Raw genomic sequence first — 22995 nt, 5'->3', positions numbered from 1 at the left:
CCACTCACCCGCCTGTACCGAGGTCGGCGACGGCCTTTTGTAGGGGAGAACCCGGTGTGCCATCAGCCGACCGCCTCGGTGTAGAGCACAATGTCGGTCATGGTGTCGGCGGCAGGTTTCACCACAGCCTTCCAGATCTGGCCGTCGCCACCTTCGATGATGTACGACGGTGTCTGGTGGACCTCGCCGTGCGGGTCCTGCCAACCGACGAGGCCTGGCATATCTGCGCCGGCGGGAGGGTCCATCTCAACACCGCCGTCGCTGTTCAGGGCCACGGCCAAGTCGATGGTGACTCGTTGGGGAATGCTGACCGGCACCCGGAAGCGTTGCACAACCACGGCATTTCCCCACAGTTCTTCGGGCTCCGGATTACCGATGTACTCGATCTTCGGCCGTCGCCGCCGGGGATTGACCGGCTTGGTGTGCTCGGCGAACGCGTCGATGTCGATCGGCCCGTTCATGTCGCTCGCATGTCCGGCCGAGCCGCCAGGTCTGCGGCCTCCGGCGCTCGTGGTGTCCGGGATCTCCAATTCTTCGATTTCATCTACCTCCTGCCGCCTGCCACTCGGGCGACGGGCAGATGTCGGCCGAGGAGGCGGGGCGATGTCGCCGGGTTTGCCGTAGGCGGTGGCCGCGCCGATACCCCATGCGCCGCCCACCAGAGGTGAGAGCCGTTCGCTGGCTGCACCAAGGGACACTCGGGCAACCTCGACACCACTGCTGCCACGCGGGCCGAACACCGCCTCAATGGCTTCCTTCATTCGTACGAAGGTAACCTTGACGAACGAGTAGTCCGGATGGTCGAGCGACTGATAGTTCCAATTGTCGTGGGTCGGTGGCTCAGCCGCCGCATAGGCTACGTCCATCGCGTGATCGGCTCGGAAGACACCCGCGTAGGCGGAGTACTCGCTCGCGGGTTTGGGTCCGGGCCAATACGTCACTACCAGTTCGGCAGGACGCATCAAGCAGATGTGATGCACCATTCCGTTATCGAAGCCCGCCATTTGCTCGGCTTTGGTCGGCTCGAACCGCTGCGCCATCGACTGGTGCAAAGCGAACCGGCCGAGTAGTTTCTTTGGCCTGCGGCAGTGTAGTTCTTGCGCCTCGCTGCTGACCATCTTTCGATAGGCAGAGACGAACAAGCGTAAAGACTTCATCTCGGCGGGTTTCGGCACCGGGTATTCGATACCGTCGCAGATTACCGAGAACCGCATCGGAACAGTGCCGTTACGGTCAGGCATCATCTTCGGCCATAACTGGCATGTAATCGTCTGCGTGAGGTACTTGGCGACCTCCGCAGGCTTTGCACCTTCCAAATCGGGATCGAGGATGACGATCGTCGTTCCAGTCTCTGTGGTTCCGAACGGCCGTAGTCCGAGTTTCCGCGCCATCGAGTCGGCTTCGGCGCCGACGAGCGGCTCGATCACGGTGCCGGAGGTGTCTCCCCACCAGTGCCTACCGGTGTAGCGGCGATGGCGGTCGGAATCCTTGGCGTCATAACTCTTCCACAGCGCCGCACCCATCAGTCGGGTCTCGTAGCGACCCTCGTACTGGCACCGGGTGTGCACCAAGATCGTGCCCGATTTCGAGACGAGATACAGAATGCCCTTGCCGAAGCCATAGGTGCCGCCGCCCAGTGCCTGGTCACGTGGCTCGCCGATGTTGCGGAGGAACGCAACGAAATCACTCCGATTTTCGGTGACTGCGTCCGCTCGCGTCGGTCCACCTAATCCTCGGGTTCCCCGATCCGAGATCGACAATACGCGGATAGTGGGCTGTTGCAATGAGTCACGTAGTGGAAGAATCTGCTTGGCAGGAGCCCGCCGCATCAGATTGTCTTTCCAGGCCGGTGCATCGGCGGCGCTAACCGTCTGCAGATCTATGCGATAGTCCACTGAAACGCCATCACTACGACGAGCATCCCAGCTGTTCTGCGCCGATTCGCGGACCAAGATGGTTAGATGATCCAGCTCAGGCTTGCCGAGCTGATTTCTGATTCCCTCTGCGGCGCTGGCACCTTCCGGCGGAAATGGTTGGGATACCCAAGCAGGCGGGGTCACAGATGCTCCTCGATCATCACCCGGATATGTCGTTCCACTTGGCTGTCCTCCATCGGCTCGGGCGTATCGCCCGAAAGGTCGATCGTGTAATCGACGTGGCGCACGTTCGAGGAGATCGTGGCCGCGGCCAGGTCGATAGTGGTCAGCCTGGGAAACGCGACATCGACGTTGTACCAGCGTTGTTCGCCGATCTCGTAGCGGGCGTGGCGGTAGTGGTCGTCGTCGGCTGTGCGATAACCGACCAACGCCAGCTGGTTGAGAACGGCTGCCTCGTCGTCGGCGAGTTCCAGCACTCGGTTGATCAAGTCAAGGAGGCCTAATCCCTCGCGCACTGTAGGTTCCAGCCGAAGCCAGACCAGCCCCAATGCACCGTTGGTGGGCGGCTCCAACTGATCGAGGCCATGGATTCGGATCTGGCGGCCATCCGGGCTTGTCGAGGTTTTTACTTCGAGAGCGCCCGCGTCGGTCGCGAAATCGTGACGATAGCCTGATGGTCCCCGCCACAACAGGTGAGCGCTGCTGTCATGCTTGAGAAGGCGCGCCAACACGATCAGTTCACCGAACAGTCCGGCGAGTTGCTGAGGCCCCAGCGGCGGGCCGGGGTTCTGGAACAGCGCCTTCCACCGATCGAGTACCCGGTTGAAAACCTTCATCGGGTTGTCGGGGGCTGCCTCGGTGGCGACGAGAATATCGGCGCACAGCGTCGTGAAAATGTCGCTCAGATCCGAACGTAAACAAACGAGATCGGCGTAGTCGTGTCTTGTCCGCTCATCATCAAGAGTCCGCTTGTGCAACATCAGGACTGGTCCGTTGAGCCCCTTGCGCACGTTCTGGTGCGCTCCGACCGGCACAAGGAGGTGCCGATTGCCTGCGCTGTCGAGCGCGGCCGCCAGCGAACCGTTTGGCGTCGGCACAGGGAGTTCGGAGACGGCAACGACTGGTGACATCGGCGGTGGGCGATGTTCGAGGCGTCGCCAATGATCGTTCAGAACTTCCCTGATCTCTGTCGGCATCAGATGTCCTCGGCTTCGAGGGCACTGAAGTCCTCCTCCTCGATTTCGACGCCGGACAGGTCTGCCGAGATGTAGTTGGCCTCCCATGCAACGGTGCTGTCGTCGTCCCTGGGTGTCGGGAAAACTAGACCGACACCGATGACGTGCTCCGGCGCATTCAGCGGTTGACGCTTCTTTTTCGACGGCTCGGGCTCCGAAACCTTGTCGATCGGGTACAGCACCAACAGTCCGGCATCGGGTTGCTGTGTCCTACGAGCCTTCTCGATGTCTTTTTCGATTGTGCTGCTAGTAATTCCCTCGAGATCGAGGCCTGCGTCGCGACGGCTCATCAGCGTCTTGATGTCGGAATGATCTGGTGCGGAGGCGAACTGGGATCGAACGATCCTTCCCACGCCGATCCCTGGTGCGAAGTCGAACCGGTCCATTGCGTCGCCAATTGGTTTCCCGACCACTGCGACGTTCCAATGCCGCAATGTTCCCGCATTCCGGATGCGCTTCTCGATGTATCCGGACATCAGCTTCGCGTCGCATTCCTGCGACCGCTCATGGAACTGATAGTCCCGCAAGAACTCCAGCACGGCATCGCTGGTCACATCGCGAATGAGGTAGTGGCCATCCGTTTCGCTTCCCTCGACACGACCGACCCGCACAGCCTCCCGCACGAGCTTGCGTGCTGCTGCTTGATTTTGCAGCAGCCATTTGGACTCCAGATGGAAGTACCGGGTTTGGACACGCTGCCCACCGTAGGACGACGACGCGGACACCGCGTCCTTCATCTTCGCGGCTGCCGTCACGCGCAGTGCGGGGTGTGTCCGCAGGCGCACCGCGAAGTTCATCGGCGTCTTGCCCTCGGTCATATAGACGTCGATGTCGCGGCGCATCTCGGTCTCGACTGTCGCGAGGTGGCGGAACCAGTCCTCGAGTTCCGTGGTCATCCAGATACGTGGAAGGTCTGCGTAGCCCTTACGGTAGCCGAACCAGCGGCCCATCTGCAGCAACGTGTCATAAGTGGAGACCGAGCGCACGAAGAAACTGACGGACAGGCCCTCGAGCGTCAGACCTCGCGACAGTGTGTTGCCGCCCACCGCAATCGCTACCACAGGGCCGTGCTCGTAATCGAGGCGGTCGGTGCTCTCCGAGTTGTCCATCACCACGCGGCAATCACGAAGTACGCCCGGCAGCTCCGCGGCGAGTTCACCGAACGAGATGGACTGCTCTCCGAACTCGCCAGCAGGCACACGAGACGTCTCTTCGTTCCAGAGTTCACGCAGCTCGCTCCGAAGCGTCGGATCCTCCAGGTTGTATCCGGTCTTGGCTCGCAAAGACAGCAGCGGGTCTCGAAAGCTGTTGTGGACCGCAGTGCGAACGCTTGTGTGAATCAGCATGGTGGAGTGTTGATTTCCACCGCCGCGTACGCGACGGGCCGCAGTAGTCAACCAGAAGTACAGCACAGCACGGCGCAGGGTGTCGGTAATGGTTGGGTAGAAGTCCTCGGCCTCCGCCCTGGTTTTGGGTCGGACGCGCTCGACATCGTCGTCGGGGACAGAGCGGATCATGTCGTAACCGTCGTCGACGTCATTAGGGTCTTCCCCGTCCAGCGCGTAGCGGCCGAACAACACTTCGGTACCGAAATGTCCCTTCGGTTGAGGTAGATTCACGATGAAGTGCTCGGGATACAAGTCCTCGGCGGAAGGGTTGATCAACAGGTTGGCAAACGGCGAGGCCGTGTAGCCGACATAGGCCGACTTCGGCAGTGTGTTGAGGATCTGGCGAATCAACGGGTTGATCGACTTAGTCGCCGGAGTCGCCTGATCTGCCTCGTCATCAATGATCAGCGCCGAGCAATCTGCCAGGTATTCCGAAGCATCCCCGAGCCACTTCACCAGTTTGCGCAGCACCGTGGCGTTCTTCTTGACGACACAGAGCACGTGGGTCTTGTTCGACTTGCCGAAGAAACTGGCGGGGTTCGCGGTAGGTCGGAAATCGCGATCCAGGTCGGTGATCTGCGACCACAGCGTGGGGTGCGGCTCCACAAGCTGCTGGATCAGACGGGCTTGCGTCTGTCTGCGGAGGCCGTTGTGAATCCCGGCGAGCACGATGAACAGCTTGTAGCCGCGATCGGCGGCCTTGGCCATCACAGCGGTGAAGTTGGTGGTCTTGCCGGACTGCACGTAACCGACGACCAGGCCGCGCGTCGAGAAGGTGCTCTGCCTAGGGTGCTGTAGGAGTGAGACAATCCGCGTGGAGGATACGTCCAGACCGTCGATGGATGTCTTCGACCAGCCGTCCTTTGTCAACGCAGTGCTGATCGAGGGCCACAACTTGTCATCGGGATGCGGTCCGGTATACCAGGTTTCGTAATTGTCGATTACGACAGCGTGCGGCTCTCGCATCTCCTTGATACGCACGACTTCCCGCTCGTGACGGTCCACGATCCGCTTGATGACGTCATCGGGCATGTAACCCAAACGGAGCTTCTTGATTGCTTCAGCTGGCGTGTAGGTATCGAGCAACAACCTGAACAGATCGAACAGCTCGTCGTGCTCATCAATCAGATTGCTCACCAGCATCTCCCACTGCGTGCTACCCCTACGTCGACGATGGGAGGTTTGGCTCCCCCCATGTTGCGGGTAACAGTATCGGCTCGATCCGACAATCTTCGGGCAAGTGGACGAAGTGTTACCTCGTTGATGTGAGCTATCGGTTGCCGATGCGGGTTCGCTACAGCCATGCGTTGGGTGCGGTTGGATCGGTGGAGAAGGTCCGTGCCCGATGCCCGTGACCTGAGAGAACGATTAGACGAACAGCTGGCCGGTTCGCGCGAAATGGTCCAGCGGGGGGAAGTCACGCGTGTCGATCCACGGACGATCGACAACCTTCCGCGCGTCCTCGTGACTCACCTGCTTCCCCAGGGCAGCCGATAACACATGCAGAGCAAGCACGGGTGGAATCGCATTGCCGATCTGTTGGGCGATGTCGTTGCCCGACCAGGGATAATCGAGCGGGAACGTCTGCAGTCGGCCCGCCTCGGGCAGGCTGAACCGTGGAGTGTCGAGTCCCGTGCCGTCAACGATCTTGTTCCGAGACACCTTACCGGTGATTGTTGCCGATGGCTCTCGAGAATGGCGACGACCCCGAAGCTTGGGGTCGCCACCAGTGCCGTAGTTCGAGATGACGTGGAAGTCGTATCCGCGATTGAGCGCAGCGCCCATCGTCTCCCAGGGAAGCAGATCGGAATCACCCGCGGTGCGTTCGACGCCCTTACGGTAGGGGCGGTGGGTGGGCACCGGAAGTTCGCGTTCACCTTCGAGGCTGGCGATCAAAATGGCCCTACGGCGAGTCTGCGGAACGCCGAACTGTTCGGTACGCAGAACGCCGCACCGGACGCGATACCCGATCTTCTCCAGAATGGCGCCCATCTCTTGCCATATGGGCAAGACTGCCGGAACCTGTTCCAGCACAATGACTCGATACGGTTCGCGGCGGCGGTTCGCGGCCAACGCCCATCGCAAGGGTTCCAGGACGAGGCCTGTTCGCTCGTCCTTCAACGTCTCCAGATCGGCGGACACGTCTTCACCGTGACCCATTCGGACGACGTAACTTACGACCTCGTCGAGCGCCTTGCGGCCCGCTCCCGAACCGGCGACGGTAAACGTCTGACAGGGCGGCCCACCGGCTAGTATCCAGGCGTTCGGTGCTGTGTCGGGACCGAAGTCACGAACATCATGCGGGCGATAGTTCAGACCGGCAGCCGACCTCGTTGCGCATGCGTTCCGGTCCCACTCGAATCCATGGACACTCAGTCCCAACCATCGGGCCGCCACATCGAGCCCGCCCGGTCCGGCGAACAGGTCGACCATGTCGACCCGATCGGGTCTGGGCTGCTCATGTGGATCGGAGGGCATGACTCGCGATCTTAGCGGCGTGGCACAGCCTGCCTGTCCGGCGCTCAATGGTCGGTCAACGCTGCCCGCAGGGCAAGGCCAACCGCGAACGCGGCGGGCGGCGGGGTCGCATTTCCTACCTGGCGATATCGCGCCGTTTTGCGGCCTTCGATGCGCCAATACGACGGGAACCCCTGCAATGTGGCGACCTGTTCGATAGTGAGTTTCACCATGCGCTCATGCCCAAGGGCCGGATTCCACACGAAGTCGGCGGCTGGTGGCTCGTCGCTGATCGAACGACCGTTGACACCGATTCTCGCCCAAGCTCGAACAGAACCCTGAGGCCCGAGATCTGCACCGCCACGATCCCACGAGCCACCGACGATGGTGGGTGCGATCTCGTCCGCCTGAGCCGCCCACTCGTCGACTTGAGGCCAGCCGCGCGCACCCATGGATGCCCGCAAAACCGTGCCGACTGTCAGGTTCAAGCTCGGAGGCAGAGCCTTCAGATTCGTGTCGAAGCTCGCGATGCCTCCATCGCGTAAGGCGACCAGCAAGCCCAGCAGACGGTGCTGCGGTACGCCGAAGTCACGAGCGTCGATTACGAGCCACCGGTATTCGTAGCCAGCCTTATCGAGGTATTTTTCGACACAGGACCGGCTTTCGCGGTATTCGAGTCGGGTGACCAGCTCGGGCACATTCTCGATCAGCAAGGAGCGGGGTCGCAGCTCCGACGCCAACCGGCCTGTTGTCTCAAGCAATTCCAGTTCCCAGCCGCTGCCGCGCGGTCTCGACACCGTTGCCGCAGATTTCACTCTCGGAAGGCCGGCTGCCAGGAGATCAATATGGGTTGACCGTGGTAGATGCAACCGCGGTTCGAACCCCAGTAGGTCTGTGCTGAGGATATTCCAGCGAGGTCGATTCGCGCGCAGCGTCGCGCAGGAGGTGTCGCGATTGTCAACGAGCAGCGCGGGATCGAATCCCGCCTGCTCGAGACCTAGAGCGAGTCCACCTGCCCCTGCGCAGAGTTCCACCGAACGCATTCGCCGACCCGTGGGCACCACTCGTAGGTCGGTCTGTTCTGCGTCGGACAATGCCCCGCCTCCCCACCCGATAGATATTCTCACTCAGGATAGTGCGCGGCGGCATCACCATCCGCTGCCGCGCACTCGCTCTCGGGGCTCCGCCGGATCAACTGCTGAAGGATATCGTTCGAACGGCTGGCTCGATTCTGCATCGTCAGTCTGGTCTAATCGGATGTCGCCACTGGTTTTTCGGAGCTCGAACGGTCCAGTCGCGCTCGCGCACAACAGCTACAACTCGGATAGCCCGTTGACCTGCAATCGGGGCCCAGTCCGCGTCCGCCGAACGGACCGTCAAGTGGGGAGTCGTCTCTTACTGGGTCTCCCGCAGCCGTCAGCGCTGCACGAAGGTGGCATGAAGCAGCCTGGAAGTTCAGTTCGGCCGTCCGCGCTGTTTCTGTGCTGCGTCGTTGAACAGAAGTGTTGGCTCGGCAAGGATGTCGCGTGCTGTTTCGCTCCTGTAGATCTCGTCCACGCTGCCGAAGCGGGCAACGGAGTAGTCGAGGCCGAGGCGGGCGGCTGCGCTGCGGACCGCTGCCTCGTCGGCGCCTTCGATCTCGAGAAACGTCGGCAAGCCTGGCCAAGTGTCGATATCGAACACCGTGTCGCCCAACTTCCATTCCTCGCGGTAGTTCTCTTGGTATCGGACTTCGCGTAGGCCGAGATGCGTCAAGATCTCGGCCACAGCCTGCAGGTCACCGACGGTGGTCTCGATCTCGGTGGTGCCATCGATCGTGGTGGCATCGGTGACCTGCTTCAGCGTCAGCGTCGAGTGGGGTCCTTCGTTGCGAAGACGAACCCAGGCTCCCTGCGCGAGCGATTCGTTTTCAAATATCTTGCGGGTCAGCAACGTTCGAGGGATGGACTGGGTGGCGCCGAGTGAAACGAGCTTGGCTCGCACAGCCTCGACGTCTACGGACAGGAACTTCGCTTCGTACTCATGCTTCATCGTGGCTGGGTCCACCTTTCGTATAGCCGTCCGGATGCTTTGTGGCCATGAGCATGCCCATCCGGTGTGTGTGGTCGTGCATTTGCCCCACGTGGGCGCGCTCGAGGAAAGGGGCGGTCTGCAAGACCAGCAGCGTGGTCCAGGCGTCACCGAAGTGGCTGGCGAGTGCGTTTGGCGTGGTGTAATGCTCGATCTCATCATGCCGGTCATCGCTTGGCATCATGAACTCTGCCCCGCACAGCCCACCCGGTTGGACGAGCTGTTGCATGCGGGTCACGAATTCACTGAGAGGGCGCCGGTGGTTGACGCTGTAGTGCCAGGAGCAGCTCGTCCAAACCGCGTCGGAAACCAGCCCATCGACCTCGGTATCGAGGAAGTCCTCGGCGACGATGCGCACTCGCTGCTGCAAGTCGGCCTCTTTCAAGCGTTCGACCAGGCCAGGTGCATAGGCGAAGCCGGACACCGGGAGCAGGACCTCACCGCCGCAGAGCGCAAGTGGATCGTTCTCGATCGCGATGACATCGTATCCGGCCTCAGCCAGCGGCAGCACGAACTTGCCGTCACTGGCACCGATCACGGTGACGGTCGCGCCCGGCCGGCACTCTTCAGCGAGTGCACGGCGAAACTGTGGGAAGAAGGTCAGAGTGTGTTCCCAGAGGCTAGTGGATGGCATGGTCTACCTCGGCTGCGTTGAGTGACAAGATGCTTCGGACAACGTCGTCGGGTGTTGCCGCTGTGGTGTCGATCCGACGGACCGGGAACCGGCGGTAGGCGTCGGTGAGTTGGTCGGTTTGCTGCTCGGCGAGGACGTCCCAGCGCGTCATCGGTTTGTCCCGCTCGGCCAGACGTTTGAGTCGTTCGCGCGGCTCGCACACCAGTTGGTAGGTGACCGGCTGGGGCAGGCCCTCCGGGAGGGCGACTTTGAGCTGGGCGCCGAACACACTGTGAGTGGTCAAGCAACGAGCGAAGTAGCTCTCGACGACGACCGGGATCCCGGCGTCCAGGTAACGGCGGATCTGATCGGTCGCGGTGAACAAGGCGGACAGGAACAAGCACATCCGCGCGTCGGCGTTCTTGTAAAGGTCGAGCTCCCGGCGCAGCGGCTGGTACAACGGCGGTACCGTGGGTACCAGCACCGCCTGGCGAGCCTCGGCAAGCAGCGGCGTCACCGTCGATTTTCCCGTTCCAGGTAAGCCTTCGATGCTCTCGAAGAGGTTGCGGTCAGGCATTGCCGTACACCACATCCGGAATAGCCAGCGTCAGTTCGTCATTCGCCGACGGCCGGTATGTGATCTCATCCGCGTCCTTGTCGTACCAAAAGGCGTGCGAGTCCTTGCCCACCGCCTTGCACGACATGGTGAGCGCGCCGCGCGGGTCCGACTCGATCCGGTCGATCTCATGGCGCACGGTCGGTACCGCACAGATAGCAGTGCCGTTCTCGGAGAGGTCTTCGTCCAGGATCACCTCGATACCAAGTTGAGCATCACGCAGCTGCGCGCGTAGACGCACGTAGTGAGCCGCGTCGGTGACCAGCATGTCCGGGTGGTGGGTGGCGTTGCCGACAGGTCGCAGCTGGTGCAGTTTGAGCTGCGAAACGTCCAACGCCGCGAGAGTGCCGGCGAGCTCCACTACTTCAGTGATGTTGTACCGATTAACTGTCAGCGTGGCCCCGGTTTGCACGCCGAGATCGCGCGCCAGTGCGAGCGATTCCATTGCCGCGGCGTAACTTCCGGCGCGGCGAATCAGGTCATTGGTGGTGCCGACTCCTTCCAGCGAGATGCGAAGCAGGTCGATGCACGGCGCGATCTGGCGCAGGCGCGGGCCGATACGATAGCCGTTACTGCAGATCTCGACCGTCAGTCCGAGCGTGTGCTTGGCGTAGCGGACCACACGCGGCAGGTCCTTGTGGACGAAGGGTTCGCCGCCGAGCAGGGTCACGGCCTCGGTGGCGTACTGCTGTTGCATGAGTCGCATGAGATTGGATGCCTGCTCGGCGGTGAACGCGTCGGCGTACTCCAATCGCTCGCCGTGGAAGCAGTGCTTGCAGGCGAAGTTGCAGCGATACAGCAACTGCAGGTAGAGCATCTCGATCTTGCGAATGCCTATGGTTTCCCGGATCACACTGGCCCCCTTTAGGTTTTAGGAGAGGGAGACCATCGTGTCGGGCTACCCCGGGACCCCGTAACCGCGTATAGGACGCCAGGAGGGACGTCCTGGAACGTTCTGGGGACACGTCATGGTGTGCTTGCCCGACACCCCGCAGTTGGGTTCTATTGAAAGCGTGAACGTCCGGCTTCAGTCCGTGCTCCACCAGCGGGGGGTCATGCCCGAGTCGTTGGCTGATGTCTGCCAGGTCGACCCGAAGACGGTTAGCCGCTGGCTCAGTGGCCGGGTACCGCACCCCAGGCACCGCCGGCGGGTGGCTCACCACCTCCGTGTAGAAGAGACATTCTTATGGCCCCCGTCCCCCGACACGCCGCCGGTGTCGAAGAACATCGAACTTGTCACCACCTACTTCAACCGAGCCGAAGTACCACGGGAGACTTGGCTGTCACTGCTGCGCGATGCCACCGAGCAAATCGACGTGCTCGTTTTCTCCGGGACGTTCTTTGCACAATCGAATCCGCACGTTGCGAAAATGCTCATCGAGCGGGCAACGCAAGGCGTCCGCGTTCGCCTGTGCTTCGGCAACCCCGAAAGCGAGGCCGTCGCCGCTCGCGGCGGGGAGGAAGGCATCGGCGGCGACACCTTGGCGGCGAAAGTCCGGGCTTCGTTGAGCTACTACCGCTCACTGTTGTCGCACGAGCGGTGCGACGTGCGGCTCCACGGCACCACGCTGTACAACTCGTTGTTCCGCTACGACGACGTTCTGCTGGTCAACCCTCACATCTGGGGACAGCCGGCCAGTGCGAACCCGGTCTTCCAGCTCAGACGCGTGGGTGAGACCGGATGGTTCGACAGCTACACCGAAAGCTTCGATGCGATCTGGGCTGACGCACAGCCCTGGACACCCTGAGTGAGAGGCAAACGATGGGCAGGATCGAGTACTACCACGACCCGAAGGCACCCAAGCCGAACTCCCTTGTGGTGGCCTGCAATCTACTGGTCACCAATGAGTCCGGTGCGATCCTGTTACAGCGTCGCCGCGACACCGGGCAATGGGCGCTTCCCGGCGGTGCCATGGACTTCGGCGAAACTGCGGCCGAGTGTGCGGTCCGCGAATGCCAGGAGGAAACTGGCATCACCGCAGAGATTACGGGTTTCCTTGGCGTATACAGCAATCCGAACCACATCGTCGCGTACACCGACGGCGAGATCCGCCAGCAATACGAGAACTGCTACGTTGGCCGGCCGGTTGGGGGGGAACCGACGATCAACGATGAGGCCGACGGGGTGACCTTCGTTGCGCCAGAGGATCTGGATAAGTACGACATCCACCCGAGCATGCGCCAACAGATCGGCGACTATTTGTCAGGGAACTATCCCTACCTCGGTTGAACCTCTTGTGCGCGTTCGATCCGGCCCACGGCGGCGCGGATATCCGGGTCGGCCCGCTGAATGAATTTGCCTACCATGGTGTCTGGACCGTAGCGTGCCAGGATCTCAGCGACCCGATCAGCAGCCGTGGTCGGTGTGCCGCAGGGGGTGGTGGTCATATCGCAGTAAATCAAGGCATCGACCAGCAGCGGATTGTCGAGGATCGGAAAATTTTCTTCCAATTCTTTGCGTAACCCGCGCTCCTCGGCCTCCAGGAGCGCGTAGGTGTGGTTGGCAACCAGACGAAGAAGCCGCTCATCGGCTTGGTGCTCATCCCGCAGGAAGCGGGCACCGTCCAGCGGATGAAAGCCGGTCATCACGAGCCGGGGAGCATAACCCACGTCATGCAAGATCGCGCTGGCTATGAGGAGATCGTGGTCATCGTCCACCAGAATTGACAGCGCGGCGGCTGCACGCGCAACTCCCTGCGAGTGCGCCCAGCGTCGAGGCAATGCCTGCGCCAGTTCGCTCTGAGCTACCCGCCACGCCCAGGACGATAGGTGATCAGCCACTGCCCCACGCTACCGAAATCCACTGCCATCGGTTGATTCGTATTCTCCGACCTTCGCCAATAGAAAGCTCTGCCAGCCGGGTACAACGCTTCGACCGTTGCACGCAGCGCGGCGATCACAGCCGCCGCAACTACAACGAGCTGGCACCGCGGCGCGATAATTTCTACGCGTGCACACGTGCCGACCTCGAGGTTCGTAGCGGTGCACTTCCAGCCAGCTACCGTGATCGGCTTCCCTCGGCTCCGGCGGCAAACGATTTCGGGAATTCATGATCAGGCCCGAAGCTGGCGGCGATGGTGTCTGGGCGATCGATCCGGGCGAGCTCGTCGCCGGTAGGCGGGCCTACCGGCGAAGCGGAGCATCAGCGAACTTCGGCTACCTTGACCGGTCGTGCTTCCCGGCGGGAAAGTTCGCAGGCCTCGGCGATATGGAACGCCTCGAGGGCGTCGGTGGGGTGATAGGGATTGTCGAGATCGCCGGTTACGACGGAGGTGAAGGCGGCCAGTTCTTCGGTGTAGGCGCGGCGGAAGCGGTCGATGAAGCCGGGGTAGGCGGGGGTGAGGAAAAGGGGTGTGGTCGGGTTCGACCGACGACAACGGTGAACGGTCGTCCAGGCGGCGTTGGAACCCGATGTGCTCGAACTGTCACCGAATGATCCATCGTGGCCCACGCTGGCTCCAGCCGGACGAACTGCGTGAGCTACTGAACATCCAGTCATCGAAAAGATCTTCCGTCGGGAGAATGATTGGCCTTGCACTGGACAGCCATGTGCTCCTGACCTGACGTAGGGGGAGGTCAGGAGTGCACGTATTCAGGGCTCCAGGTGGAGGCTATCGAACGTGGCCATGTCTCGTATCCAGGTGACTCGTATTCGTAGCGATTCGGTCCCACAGCTTGCGCGGCATCAGGCCGAAACACTCTCCCGGGGATGGCGCCCGTGACTCTGGGTAGTCGTGCCGTCCTGATGCCGAACACTGACCACACGGATCACTCCGCTGTCTACGAATCATGTGGCTGCTACGCCGTCCCGTTCGGTGGGGTGCGTCTCGTCGCTCACGGCTCTACCTACCAGATTCCCGAGGTCCGGCACATGCGCGGATGGCCCCGATGACGGCCAGCCCGGACGGGCGGTAGCTGTCGCCTGGTGGCTGTACCTATACCCGAAACCCGTGCCGGTCGACCGGCGACGGGAGTGCGATTCGGGCACCGAGGCGGGCGACGGACGCATTGAGGCGGAACAGTTCCAGCCGCGGGCCGAGCGGGCGCAGTGGGCGGCGCTCGATCTGTACCCGCCGCACAGTCGGCGCGGGCCCGTGCAGATCGAGCTTCAGCGCGCTCTGTGCTTGGTACGCAGCGGAGACCCTAGCCAGGGCACCCGATACGCGACGACGACCTTGGAAGGCTTGCCGACCGAGCATCGGACCCGATTCGTCATGGGGTTAGGAGAACAAGTGCTTGCGGCGGTGGCATCCGATCAGCGCCGTAAACCAGCCGCTCAGGAACTCCACGAGCTTCTCCGGGACGATGTCCTACGCGCTCAGCGGGCGATCGAGTCATGACTACCGTCCCACTCGAGCTCGCGCGCTACGGCGCAGCCGAAACGCTCGAATTCGCCGACGAACTCCAGGCCGTCTACCTTGCCTCGCACCGCGAGCAGCAAGACAATCCGTGGTACAGCCCCGAGAAATTCTGGGAACGCTTAGCAGAGATGTACGCCCCCATACCGGGTTTCGAATTGGTGACGGGACGGATCGACGGACGCATGATCGGCTATTCCTTCGGCACCCCCTATGGCCGGCCTCGAGCCGTGTGGCACAAGGCTGTTCGGATCTACCCCGAACTACTCCCCGTATCGACGGGCGCACCGGTTTACATCTTCCGCGAGTTCGCCGTACACCCTGATCAGCAGGGCCGGGGGTTTGCGCGAATCATCCACGACGCTTTGCTATCCCAGCGTCCGGAATCACTGGCTTACCTGCTGGTGCGTGTCGGCAACCCTGCCAGAGCGGTGTATGAGTCGTGGGGCTGGCGGGTGATCGGACAAGACCAACCCTTCGCCGAGTCGCCTGTGATGGACGAGATGGCCCGGCGGTTGGCCTGAGCGCCGACACATGACGCACCTCGGCAGCGCTGGCAAGGCGTTGATGCCCGTCGCGCAGGCGCGCGGCAAGATCGATTCGGCGGCACCGCGAATCCGTCAAGCCGGTGCGCTTCAGGGTGGTAGATCGCCCGGCCGGCGGACAAGAGAGCTGACACGCTGGCGGACAGTGCTTTCCCCGCGTGCGCGTTGGTTACCGGCTGGCGTGTGTGGTGGGTGTCTGCTCGGTGAGGGTGGCGGTCGCGCGGTCGAGGAACTCGCAGAACAGGGTGTGCTCGTCGGGGGTGAATCGGTGGGTGAGGGCACGTTCGAGCACGACGACTTCCTGGTAGGCGCGGTCGAGCAGGTCGCGGCCGGCGGCAGTGAGGGTGGTGATCATGACTTTCGCGTGCACCGGGGAGGGTTGCCGGTCGATGAGTTCCTTGTTCTGCATGCCGGTCAGGACGGTTGCCATGCTCTGCTGGGTGACCCCGCACGCGCGGGCGAGCTGGGCGCCGGACATACCGTCCTCGCGGGACAGGGTGAGCAGCACCGTGTACTGGATCATGGTCAGCCCGTAGCCACGCAGCACCGCCTCGTGGTGGGCCATCAGCGCTTGCTCGGCGCGACGGATACGGGTGCACAGGTATTCCTCGACCGGCACGCCAGCCATGTCACAACTCCCTTACTTGACTCAGGTATCTGACATTGCGTAGGTTCTTGTATCAGGATACTGAGTCAAGACAGAAAGTTGAATGTGATGAAGGCTGTTGTTCTGGACACCGACGATCAGTTCCGGATGAGTGAGGTGGCCGAGCCCGTGCCGGGGTCAGGTGAGGTCGCGATCCGGGTCGCCTATGCCGGCGTGCAGTACGGGGATGTGCTGGTGCGCGAGGGGCATTTCCCGATCCCGCGCCCGTTCGTGCCGGGTTTCGAGGCCTCGGGTGCGATCGTCGCGGTCGGCGACGGTGTGGACCAGGCGCGCCTCGGGGAACAGGTCACCGCGCTGATCAGCGGGGGCGGCTACGCCGAGATCGTCATCGCGCCCGCGGTACTGGCGATCAACGCCGCCGGAATCGACTTGCGTGACGCCGCGGGGTTCGGGTGGGTCGCCCCGACCGCCTATGACCTGATCAACACCGTGGCGGCAGTGCGGGCTGGGGCCAGCGTGCTGATCCACGCCGCCGCCGGGGGTGTCGGTTCGCTGGCGGGACAGTTCGCGGCCGCGGCGGGCGCCGAACGGATTGTCGGTGTGGTCGGCAATCCCGGCCAGCTCGATTACGCCCGACGACTCGGTTACCACCAGGTGCTGACCCGCGACGAGTTCCCCGCCGCCCTGGGTGAGGAGTCTTTCGACGTGATCCTGGATCCGATCGGCGGTGAGACCCGCATCGCGAACCTGGCGCGGCTGGCGGCGCACGGCCGGATGGTGGTCTACGGCAATATCGCCACCTTCGAACCGGTCACCGTGTCCGCGAACGACCTGCTGATGCGCGGGCAATCCCTGCTGACCTACAACAGCAACCTGGCCAGCCAGACCCGTCCGCAGCGGCTGGCCGACAGCGCCGCCCGCGCCCTGGCCCTGGTCGCCGACGGGTCGGTGCGCATCGACATCACCGCCGAATACGAGCTGTCCGACGTCGAGACCGCGATCGAGAACCTGGCCGGCGGACGGACCCATGGCAAGAGCATCGTCCGCGTCGGCTGAGCCGCGCCTTATCAAGCCCAGAGTTGTCAGCTTGTCGCCGGTAGGCGGGCCTACCGGCGAAGCGGAGCATCAGCGAACTTCGGCTACCTTGACCGATCGTGCTTCCCGGCGGGAAAGTTCGCAGGCCTCGGCGATATAGAACGCCTCGAGGGCGTCGGTGGGGTGACAAGGATTGTCGAGATCGCCGGTGACGACGGAGGCGAAGGCGGCCAATTCTTCGGTGTAGGCGCGGCGGAAGCGGTCGATGAAGCCGGGGTAGGCGAGGTGGGGGGAAGGGGTGTGGTCGGGTTCGACCGAGGACAGCGGTGAACGGTCGTCCAGGCCGACTATGGCGTTTCCCTTGGAGCCCAACGCTTCCAGTCGGACGTCGTACCCCGCCGCGTTGTATCGCGTGAGGGAGACGGTGGCGAGGGTGTCGTCGTCGAGGCGCAGCACGACGGCGGCGGTGTCGACGTCGTCCGCGTCGGCGAAGAAGGACTCTCCGCGGTTGGCGCCGATCGCGTAGACCTCGGTGACTTCCCGTCCCGTCACCCATCGAATGATGTCGAAATCATGCACCCCGCAGTCTCGGAACAACCCACCCGACCGCGCGACGTACTCGGCGGGCGGCGGCGCCGGATCGAGGGTGGTGGCGCGCAGCGTGTGCAGCCACCCGAGATTGCCGGACCTGATGGCCGCGCGCGCGGCGCGGTAGCCGGCGTCGAAGCGGCGTTGGAACCCGATCTGGACCGGGACGGCGGAGTGCTTGATGTGGTCGATGACGGCGCGGGTGCCTTCGATGTCGGCGGCTACCGGCTTCTCGCAGAAGACGGGGATGCCCGCGTCGACGGCGCGGATGATGAGGGCGGGGTGGGAGTCGGTGGCGGTGGCGATGACGAGGCCGTCGAGATCGGCGGCGAAGAGGGTGTCGAGGTCGGGGGCGAATTCGACGCCGAGTTCGGTGGCGGTGGCGCGGGCCCGGTCGGCGTCGGCGTCGGTGACGACGACGTTGGTGACGTTCGGGAGGTGCTTGAGGGTTTCGGTGTGCAAGGTTCCGATTCGGCCGGTTCCGGCCAGGCCCAAGGTGATGGCTTGATGGGATGACATCGGCACTCCTTTCAGGTGAAATCTCGATGTGCGGCGGTGGTGAGCCGTCCGCGAGGGCGGTTCAGTGGCCGGGGGCGGCCGTGGTCGAGCGGACGACGAGGGAAGGCTGGAGACGGCGTCGGACCGGGGCGGTGCGTCCGTCGCGGAGGCGTTCGGCGAGCGCCTCGATGGCCAGGCGGCCCATTTGGACGCGCGGCTGGTCGATGGTGGTCAAGGCGACGTGGCGCAGCGCCGCCAACGACGTATTGTCGTAGCCGACGACCGAAACTGATTCTGGCACAAGTAATTCCGCTTCCTCGAGCGCGGACATCGCTCCGACGGCGTTGAAGTCGTTGCCGCAGACCAGTGCGGTGGGAAAGTTGTCGCGGGAGAACAGGTTCAACAGTTTCCGCACCGCGGTCATGCCCGCGGAGTCGGTGTGCTCGCTCGGGATGACCATCGGCTCCAGGCCGTGGCGCGTCATGGCGGCGCGGTAGCCCTTGCGGCGCGGCGCGGAGGTGAAGGCGGCGCCGCCGTCGAGGTGCACGATGCGCCGATGACCCAGGGACACCAGGTGGTCGACGGCCAGGCCGGCGCCGATCTCGCCGTCGTCGTTGACCGTGTCGATGTCGGCGACCGTGGAGCTGCGGGAGACCAGCACCAGCGGTGCCTGTTGTGCCGCTTCGCGAATCGCGGCGGCGGGCAGGATCGGGGAGAGCAGGATGACGCCGCCGGGACGGAAGGACAGCAGGCTCTCCAGAGCGGTGCGCTCGCGGGCGGCGCTGCGGCGGCCGGTGTTGAGAATCAGTTCGAGGCCGGACTCCTGCGCCGCGGCGTCCATGCCCTCGACGACGTCGGCGAAGAAGGCGTTGCGCAGGTCGGAGACCATGACGCCCACGATGTTGGAGGTCCGGCTGGCCAGCGAGCGCGCCAGGATGTGCGGCTGATACCCCAGGTCTTTCGCGGCTTCCAGCACGGCCCGGCGGCGATGCTCGCTGACCTTGGGGGAGTCGCGCATGACGAGCGAAACGAGGGCGCGGGAGACGCCGGCGCGCTCGGCGACGTCTTCCATTGTGGGTCGCGCCATGTCGCCTCCGTTCCGCGTTCGTGAACCGTGCCGGGTCGGACGATACAAGATCGGCGAGTCCTAATCAATAGAGCGCTCTAACACGACTTTTCTCGCAGGGTATTTCTCGGACGCGCTGCGTGAATTGGGAAATATCACCTGGTAGTAGCGATAGAATCGGTCCAGGGGGAACCTTTGACACGCTATGACCCACGTTACATAGTTGGAGCGCTCCAAACGCTTCAACTCGACACCGAAGGTCGGAGAAGTGCCGATGACGGAATCGCTTTACCCGCTGCGTATCGCGGGCGCTCCGATCTCCTGGGGAGTCTGCGAGGTTCCCGGCTGGGGCCGCATGCTCGACGCGCGCACCGTCCTGTCGGAAATGGCCGGGCTCGGCCTGTCCGCTACCGAGCTCGGCCCACCCGGCTATTTCCCGCGCGACCCGGCCGAGCTGCGGACGCTGCTCGGGACCTTCGGGATCGCCTCGGTCGGCGGGTTCCTTGCCCTGGTGCTGCACCGGAACCCGCGCGAGGCGATCGAAGAGGCGAAGGACACCACCGCGCTGCTGTCCGCTACCGGCGCCGAGGTCCTCGTACTCGCCGCCGCGACGGGACTCTGCGGATACGATTCGCGCCCACAGCTCGACGACGCCGAATGGCACACGTTGGTGGACACCACCACCGCCATCCGTGACGTCGCTGCCGAACGCGGCCTGCACACGGTGCTGCACCCGCACGTCGGCACGCACGTGGAGAGCGAAGCCGAGGTCGAGCGTTTCCTCGCCGACTCCGACCTCGACATCTGCCTGGACACCGGGCACCTGCTGATCGGCGGCACCGACCCCGTGCGGCTCGCGCGGCGGCATACCGAACGGATCGGGCACATCCACCTCAAGGACGTCCGCAGCGCACTGGCCGACCAGGTGCGCGGCGGAAAGCTGGAGTACAGCGAGGCGGTGCGCCGCGGGCTGTATGTTCCACTCGGCGAGGGCGACGTCGACATTGAGGCGCTGGTGCGCGGCGTCCGCGCCGCGGGCTACCGGGGCTGGTATGTGATGGAGCAGGACACCGCCCTGTTGCCGGCCGGCTCGGCGGAGCTGCCGCGCCGCGACACCGAACGCAGTCTGCGCCACCTCGCGGACATCATGCCTGCCGCGGCACGAATCTAGTGGGAAAGTAGTGATGACAACGATGTCTTCGAGACCACAGCGCGGTGCGACCGCGTGGTGGCGGCGTCAGGGCCGCCTGCTGCCGTGGGTTGCCGCGGCAGCCCTCCTCGCCGCGTGCAGCGGACCCGGCACCGACGCGCCCGCGCCGGCACCGACGCCGGTCGCCGCGGGCCGACTGGAGTCGGTAGCGGTGGTGACACACGGCAGCCCGGGCGACGCGTTCTGGAACGTCGTCAAGAACGGGGCGGAGGCCGCGGGCAAGGATCTCGGCGTCCGCGTGGAGTACAACGCCTCGGGTGACCCCGGCCAGCAGGCGAAGCTGATCGACAACGCGGTGGCGCAGGGCGTCGACGGCCTCGTCGTTTCGATGGCCAACCCCGAGGCGTTGCGGCCATCCCTTGAAAAGGCCGTCGCCGCGGGCATCCCGGTGGTGACGATCAATTCCGGTGAGGCCGAAAGCGCGAAGTTCGGCGCGTTCGCCCATGTGGGCCAGAGCGAATCGCTCGCGGGCCAGGCCGCGGGCAAACGGCTCGCGGACGCAGGGCGCGGCAAGATGCTCTGCGTGATCCACGAGGCGGGCAATGTCGGCGCCAGCGAACGCTGCGGTGGCGCGACGAAGGCCTTCGGCAACGCGACCACGCTCCAGGTGGACATCAACAACCCGACCGACGTGCAGTCACGGATCAAGGGCGCGCTGGAGGCCGACCATTCCATCGACTCGGTCCTGACGCTGACTTCCCAGATCGCCGCGCGGGCGGTGGACGCGGTACACGAGGCGAGATCGGCGGCTACGGTCGCGACCTTCGACCTGAATTCCGATGTGGTGGAAGCGATCCGGGCAGGCAAGCTGCTGTTCGCGGTCGACCAGCAGCAATACGAGCAGGGCTACCTGCCGATCGTGCTGCTGCAGCTCTACCGAGCGAATCTGAACACCGTCGGAGGCGGCGCGCCGGTGCAGACCGGCCCTGGCTTCGTCGACAAGAGCAACGTCGACGCCGTGGCGGCGCTGGTCGCACAAGGCACGCGGTGAGGTGGACGACATGACCGTTGTGACAAAGACTTCCGACGCGCCGCAGGACCAGACCGCGGGCGCCTCGCCGCTACAGCGCCTGTTCCTGCGGCCGGAGATCGGGGCCGCGCTTGGCGCGCTGCTCGTGTTCGTGTTCTTCTCGATCATCACCGATCGGTTCCTCAGCCCGCTCGGCGTGGCGACTTGGCTGGATGATTCGTCCACGCTGGGCATCATGGCGGTGGCCGTGGCCCTGCTCATGATCGGCGGCGAGTTCGACCTGTCGGCGGGCGTGATGACCGCCTCCACCGCGCTCGTCACCGCGTTGCTCGCGGTACACGCCGGGTGGAACGTGTGGTTCGCGCTGCTGGTCTCGCTGGTGTTCGCCCTCGCCGTCGGCGCGTTCAACGGCTGGGTGGTGATGCGCACGGGCCTGCCGAGCTTCATCGTCACCCTCGGCACGTTCCTCGCGTTGCAAGGCTTGAATCTCGGTGTGACGCGGTTGGTTACCGACACGGTTCAGGTGTCGGGTGTGCGCGCCGCGGACGGCTACCAGTCGGCGGGCTGGGTGTTCGCCTCGACGCTGAACATCGGTGACGCCCGCCTCCAGGCCTCGGTGGTGTGGTGGATCGTGCTGACCGCCCTCGCCGCGATCATTTTGGTGCGTACCAGGTTCGGCAACTGGATCTTCGCGGTCGGCGGTGAGCTGCCCAGCGCCCGCGCGGTCGGTGTGCCCGCCGATCGCACGAAGATCCTGCTGTTCATGGGTACCGCGTTCGCGGGCTGGGTGGTCGGTTCCTGCAACATCCTCCGCTTCGCGAGCGTGCAGGCCAACCAGGGTGTCGGGCTCGAGCTGCACTACATCATCGCCGCCGTGGTGGGCGGGTGCCTGCTGACCGGCGGCTTCGGCTCGGCGGTCGGCGCCGCGATCGGCGCGCTGATCTTCGGCATGGCGCGCCAGGGCATCGTGTTCGCCCGCTGGGACAGCGACTGGTTCATGCTGTTCCTCGGCGTGCTGCTGCTGGCGGCGGTGTTGGTCAACAACAGATTCCAGAAGCGAGCCGAAAGGGTACGCCGATGACCTCCCTCATCGAAGCCGTCGACCTCGGCAAGAGCTACGGCGGTGTGGTCGCTTTACGCGAGGTGTCCACCGTGGTGAACGCGGGCGAGGTGACCTGCGTGCTCGGCGACAACGGCGCGGGCAAGTCCACGTTGATCAAGATCCTGGCGGGGGTACACCAGCACGACCGCGGCGAGCTGCGGGTGGAGGGCGAATCGGTCCGGTTCTCCTCGCCGCGTGCGGCATTGGATCGCGGCATCGCCACGGTGTATCAGGACTTGGCGGTGGTGCCGCTGATGAGTGTGTGGCGCAACTTCGTGCTCGGCTCCGAACCCACCGTCGGATACGGGCCGATCCGGCTGCTGGATCGCAGAAAGAGCCTCGATATCGCGCGAACGGCGTTGGCGGACATGGGGATCGATATTCGCGACCTGGAACAGCCGGTCGGCACGCTTTCGGGCGGCCAACGGCAGTGCATTGCTATTGCGCGCGCCGTGCACTACGGCGCGAAGGTGCTCATTCTCGACGAGCCGACCGCGGCGCTGGGCGTGAAACAGGCCGGGGTCGTGCTGAAGTACGTCGTGCAGGCCCGCGATCGTGGCCTCGGCGTCGTGCTCATCACGCACAACCCGCATCACGCCTATCCGGTCGGCGACCGATTCCTGTTGCTCAAGCGGGGCGCCGTGCTCGGCTCGTACGAGAAACCGGAGATCGACGTGCAGGAGCTGACCCGCCAGATGGCGGGCGGCGCGGAACTGGACGCCCTGCAGCACGAGCTGCGGCGCGTGGTGACGCCGTGAAT

At 64.0% G+C, this 22995-nt stretch carries 22 protein-coding genes; 8 read left to right on the top strand and 14 right to left on the bottom strand.

Annotated elements, in window-relative coordinates; genetic code table 11:
* Window positions 1-62: 62 nt before the first annotated feature.
* The 9 genes from OHB12_RS15490 to OHB12_RS15450 form a co-directional block, all read right to left on the bottom strand.
* Complete coding sequence (locus OHB12_RS15490; RefSeq protein ID WP_327120146.1) at window positions 63-1895, bottom strand: hypothetical protein; 1833 nt, start codon at window positions 1893-1895, stop codon at window positions 63-65.
* Window positions 1896-2056: 161 nt separating this feature from the next.
* Entirely contained in the window at window positions 2057-3073 is a 1017-nt protein-coding gene (locus OHB12_RS15485; RefSeq protein WP_327120144.1) for a PD-(D/E)XK motif protein, read from the bottom strand.
* Window positions 3073-5637: a Z1 domain-containing protein gene (locus OHB12_RS15480; RefSeq protein ID WP_327120142.1), complete on the bottom strand. Its 2565-nt coding sequence runs from the start codon at window positions 5635-5637 to the stop codon at window positions 3073-3075. The genes OHB12_RS15485 and OHB12_RS15480 overlap by 1 nt, the downstream gene beginning before the upstream one ends.
* Before the next feature lie 231 nt (window positions 5638-5868).
* Window positions 5869-6978 (bottom strand): DNA cytosine methyltransferase, encoded by a 1110-nt coding sequence (locus tag OHB12_RS15475; protein ID WP_327120140.1) that lies wholly within the window; start codon window positions 6976-6978, stop codon window positions 5869-5871.
* A 44-nt stretch (window positions 6979-7022) separates the two neighbouring features.
* Window positions 7023-8000, bottom strand: coding sequence for a DNA cytosine methyltransferase (locus tag OHB12_RS15470; protein WP_327120138.1), 978 nt, complete (start codon window positions 7998-8000; stop codon window positions 7023-7025).
* 412 nt (window positions 8001-8412) lie between these two features.
* Complete coding sequence (locus tag OHB12_RS15465; RefSeq protein ID WP_327120136.1) at window positions 8413-8988, bottom strand: class IV adenylate cyclase; 576 nt, start codon at window positions 8986-8988, stop codon at window positions 8413-8415.
* Window positions 8978-9565, bottom strand: a complete 588-nt coding sequence (locus OHB12_RS15460; protein ID WP_327120134.1) for a hypothetical protein — start codon at window positions 9563-9565, stop codon at window positions 8978-8980. The genes OHB12_RS15465 and OHB12_RS15460 overlap by 11 nt, the downstream gene beginning before the upstream one ends.
* Before the next feature lie 82 nt (window positions 9566-9647).
* Window positions 9648-10217, bottom strand: a complete 570-nt coding sequence (locus OHB12_RS15455; RefSeq protein WP_327120131.1) for a hypothetical protein — start codon at window positions 10215-10217, stop codon at window positions 9648-9650.
* Window positions 10210-11109 carry a radical SAM protein gene (locus OHB12_RS15450; protein ID WP_327120129.1) on the bottom strand — a complete coding sequence of 300 codons (900 nt, stop codon included), beginning with the start codon at window positions 11107-11109 and terminating at the stop codon, window positions 10210-10212. Before OHB12_RS15450 ends, OHB12_RS15455 begins: the two co-directional genes overlap by 8 nt.
* A 115-nt stretch (window positions 11110-11224) precedes the next feature.
* Here OHB12_RS15450 and OHB12_RS15445 point away from each other — a divergent pair, with 115 nt between their 5' ends.
* Both OHB12_RS15445 and OHB12_RS15440 read left to right on the top strand, forming a co-directional pair.
* On the top strand, window positions 11225-12004 hold the full coding sequence (locus tag OHB12_RS15445) for a DUF5919 domain-containing protein (protein WP_327120127.1): 780 nt from the start codon (window positions 11225-11227) through the stop codon (window positions 12002-12004).
* A gap of 14 nt (window positions 12005-12018) precedes the next feature.
* Window positions 12019-12486 (top strand): NUDIX hydrolase, encoded by a 468-nt coding sequence (locus tag OHB12_RS15440; RefSeq protein WP_327120125.1) that lies wholly within the window; start codon window positions 12019-12021, stop codon window positions 12484-12486.
* Here OHB12_RS15440 and OHB12_RS15435 read toward each other — a convergent pair.
* Together OHB12_RS15435 and OHB12_RS15430 are read right to left on the bottom strand one after the other, a co-directional pair.
* Window positions 12474-13037, bottom strand: a complete 564-nt coding sequence (locus OHB12_RS15435; RefSeq protein ID WP_327120123.1) for an HD domain-containing protein — start codon at window positions 13035-13037, stop codon at window positions 12474-12476. The two genes, OHB12_RS15440 and OHB12_RS15435, sit on opposite strands and share 13 nt — an antisense overlap.
* Window positions 13038-13398: 361 nt before the next feature.
* On the bottom strand, window positions 13399-13707 hold the full coding sequence (locus tag OHB12_RS15430; RefSeq protein ID WP_327120121.1) for a Gfo/Idh/MocA family oxidoreductase: 309 nt from the start codon (window positions 13705-13707) through the stop codon (window positions 13399-13401).
* Between the two features lie 885 nt (window positions 13708-14592).
* Here OHB12_RS15430 and OHB12_RS15425 point away from each other — a divergent pair.
* Complete coding sequence (locus OHB12_RS15425; protein WP_327120119.1) at window positions 14593-15138, top strand: GNAT family N-acetyltransferase; 546 nt, start codon at window positions 14593-14595, stop codon at window positions 15136-15138.
* Between the two features lie 190 nt (window positions 15139-15328).
* Here the strand turns inward: OHB12_RS15425 and OHB12_RS15420 are convergent, their stop codons facing one another.
* A complete protein-coding gene (locus tag OHB12_RS15420; protein ID WP_327120117.1) occupies window positions 15329-15787 on the bottom strand; it encodes a MarR family winged helix-turn-helix transcriptional regulator in 459 nt (152 codons plus the stop codon).
* 87 nt (window positions 15788-15874) lie between these two features.
* Here OHB12_RS15420 and OHB12_RS15415 point away from each other — a divergent pair, with 87 nt between their 5' ends.
* Window positions 15875-16822, top strand: coding sequence for a quinone oxidoreductase family protein (locus OHB12_RS15415; protein WP_327120115.1), 948 nt, complete (start codon window positions 15875-15877; stop codon window positions 16820-16822).
* Between the two features lie 69 nt (window positions 16823-16891).
* Here the strand turns inward: OHB12_RS15415 and OHB12_RS15410 are convergent, their stop codons facing one another.
* The gene (locus tag OHB12_RS15410; RefSeq protein ID WP_327120113.1) at window positions 16892-17908 is read right to left on the bottom strand and encodes a Gfo/Idh/MocA family protein; all 1017 of its coding nucleotides are present in this window, start codon (window positions 17906-17908) and stop codon (window positions 16892-16894) included.
* Window positions 17909-17969: 61 nt separating this feature from the next.
* A complete protein-coding gene (locus tag OHB12_RS15405) occupies window positions 17970-18974 on the bottom strand; it encodes a LacI family DNA-binding transcriptional regulator (RefSeq protein WP_327120111.1) in 1005 nt (334 codons plus the stop codon).
* A 253-nt stretch (window positions 18975-19227) separates the two neighbouring features.
* Between OHB12_RS15405 and OHB12_RS15400 the strand changes: the two genes are divergently transcribed.
* The 4 genes from OHB12_RS15400 to OHB12_RS15385 are packed head-to-tail and all read left to right on the top strand — an operon-like array spanning window position 19228 to window position 22993.
* The gene (locus OHB12_RS15400; protein ID WP_327120109.1) at window positions 19228-20124 is read left to right on the top strand and encodes a TIM barrel protein; all 897 of its coding nucleotides are present in this window, start codon (window positions 19228-19230) and stop codon (window positions 20122-20124) included.
* Between the two features lie 22 nt (window positions 20125-20146).
* Entirely contained in the window at window positions 20147-21154 is a 1008-nt protein-coding gene (locus OHB12_RS15395) for a sugar ABC transporter substrate-binding protein (protein ID WP_327120107.1), read from the top strand.
* A 10-nt stretch (window positions 21155-21164) separates the two neighbouring features.
* On the top strand, window positions 21165-22214 hold the full coding sequence (locus OHB12_RS15390; protein ID WP_327120105.1) for an ABC transporter permease: 1050 nt from the start codon (window positions 21165-21167) through the stop codon (window positions 22212-22214).
* Window positions 22211-22993, top strand: a complete 783-nt coding sequence (locus OHB12_RS15385; RefSeq protein WP_327120103.1) for an ATP-binding cassette domain-containing protein — start codon at window positions 22211-22213, stop codon at window positions 22991-22993. Before OHB12_RS15390 ends, OHB12_RS15385 begins: the two co-directional genes overlap by 4 nt.
* Window positions 22994-22995 lie beyond the last annotated feature (2 nt).

It is taken from the genome of Nocardia sp. NBC_01730 (genome assembly GCF_035920445.1).
Lineage (GTDB): Bacteria > Actinomycetota > Actinomycetes > Mycobacteriales > Mycobacteriaceae > Nocardia.
Note: the sequence above shows the minus strand (reverse complement) of the source record. Positions and strands in the feature narration are given on the sequence as shown.

Coding starts and splice junctions, on each gene's coding strand:
- OHB12_RS15485 (WP_327120144.1), bottom strand. CDS start 3,073: ATGCCGACAGAGATCAGGGAAGTTCTGAACGATCATTGGCGACGCCTC.
- OHB12_RS15475 (WP_327120140.1), bottom strand. CDS start 6,978: ATGCCCTCCGATCCACATGAGCAGCCCAGACCCGATCGGGTCGACATG.
- OHB12_RS15470 (WP_327120138.1), bottom strand. CDS start 8,000: ATGCGTTCGGTGGAACTCTGCGCAGGGGCAGGTGGACTCGCTCTAGGT.
- OHB12_RS15465 (WP_327120136.1), bottom strand. CDS start 8,988: ATGAAGCATGAGTACGAAGCGAAGTTCCTGTCCGTAGACGTCGAGGCT.
- OHB12_RS15455 (WP_327120131.1), bottom strand. CDS start 10,217: ATGCCTGACCGCAACCTCTTCGAGAGCATCGAAGGCTTACCTGGAACG.
- OHB12_RS15445 (WP_327120127.1), top strand. CDS start 11,225: ATGGTGTGCTTGCCCGACACCCCGCAGTTGGGTTCTATTGAAAGCGTG.
- OHB12_RS15440 (WP_327120125.1), top strand. CDS start 12,019: ATGGGCAGGATCGAGTACTACCACGACCCGAAGGCACCCAAGCCGAAC.
- OHB12_RS15425 (WP_327120119.1), top strand. CDS start 14,593: ATGACTACCGTCCCACTCGAGCTCGCGCGCTACGGCGCAGCCGAAACG.
- OHB12_RS15420 (WP_327120117.1), bottom strand. CDS start 15,787: ATGGCTGGCGTGCCGGTCGAGGAATACCTGTGCACCCGTATCCGTCGC.
- OHB12_RS15415 (WP_327120115.1), top strand. CDS start 15,875: ATGAAGGCTGTTGTTCTGGACACCGACGATCAGTTCCGGATGAGTGAG.
- OHB12_RS15410 (WP_327120113.1), bottom strand. CDS start 17,908: ATGTCATCCCATCAAGCCATCACCTTGGGCCTGGCCGGAACCGGCCGA.
- OHB12_RS15405 (WP_327120111.1), bottom strand. CDS start 18,974: ATGGCGCGACCCACAATGGAAGACGTCGCCGAGCGCGCCGGCGTCTCC.
- OHB12_RS15400 (WP_327120109.1), top strand. CDS start 19,228: ATGACGGAATCGCTTTACCCGCTGCGTATCGCGGGCGCTCCGATCTCC.
- OHB12_RS15395 (WP_327120107.1), top strand. CDS start 20,147: ATGTCTTCGAGACCACAGCGCGGTGCGACCGCGTGGTGGCGGCGTCAG.
- OHB12_RS15390 (WP_327120105.1), top strand. CDS start 21,165: ATGACCGTTGTGACAAAGACTTCCGACGCGCCGCAGGACCAGACCGCG.
- OHB12_RS15385 (WP_327120103.1), top strand. CDS start 22,211: ATGACCTCCCTCATCGAAGCCGTCGACCTCGGCAAGAGCTACGGCGGT.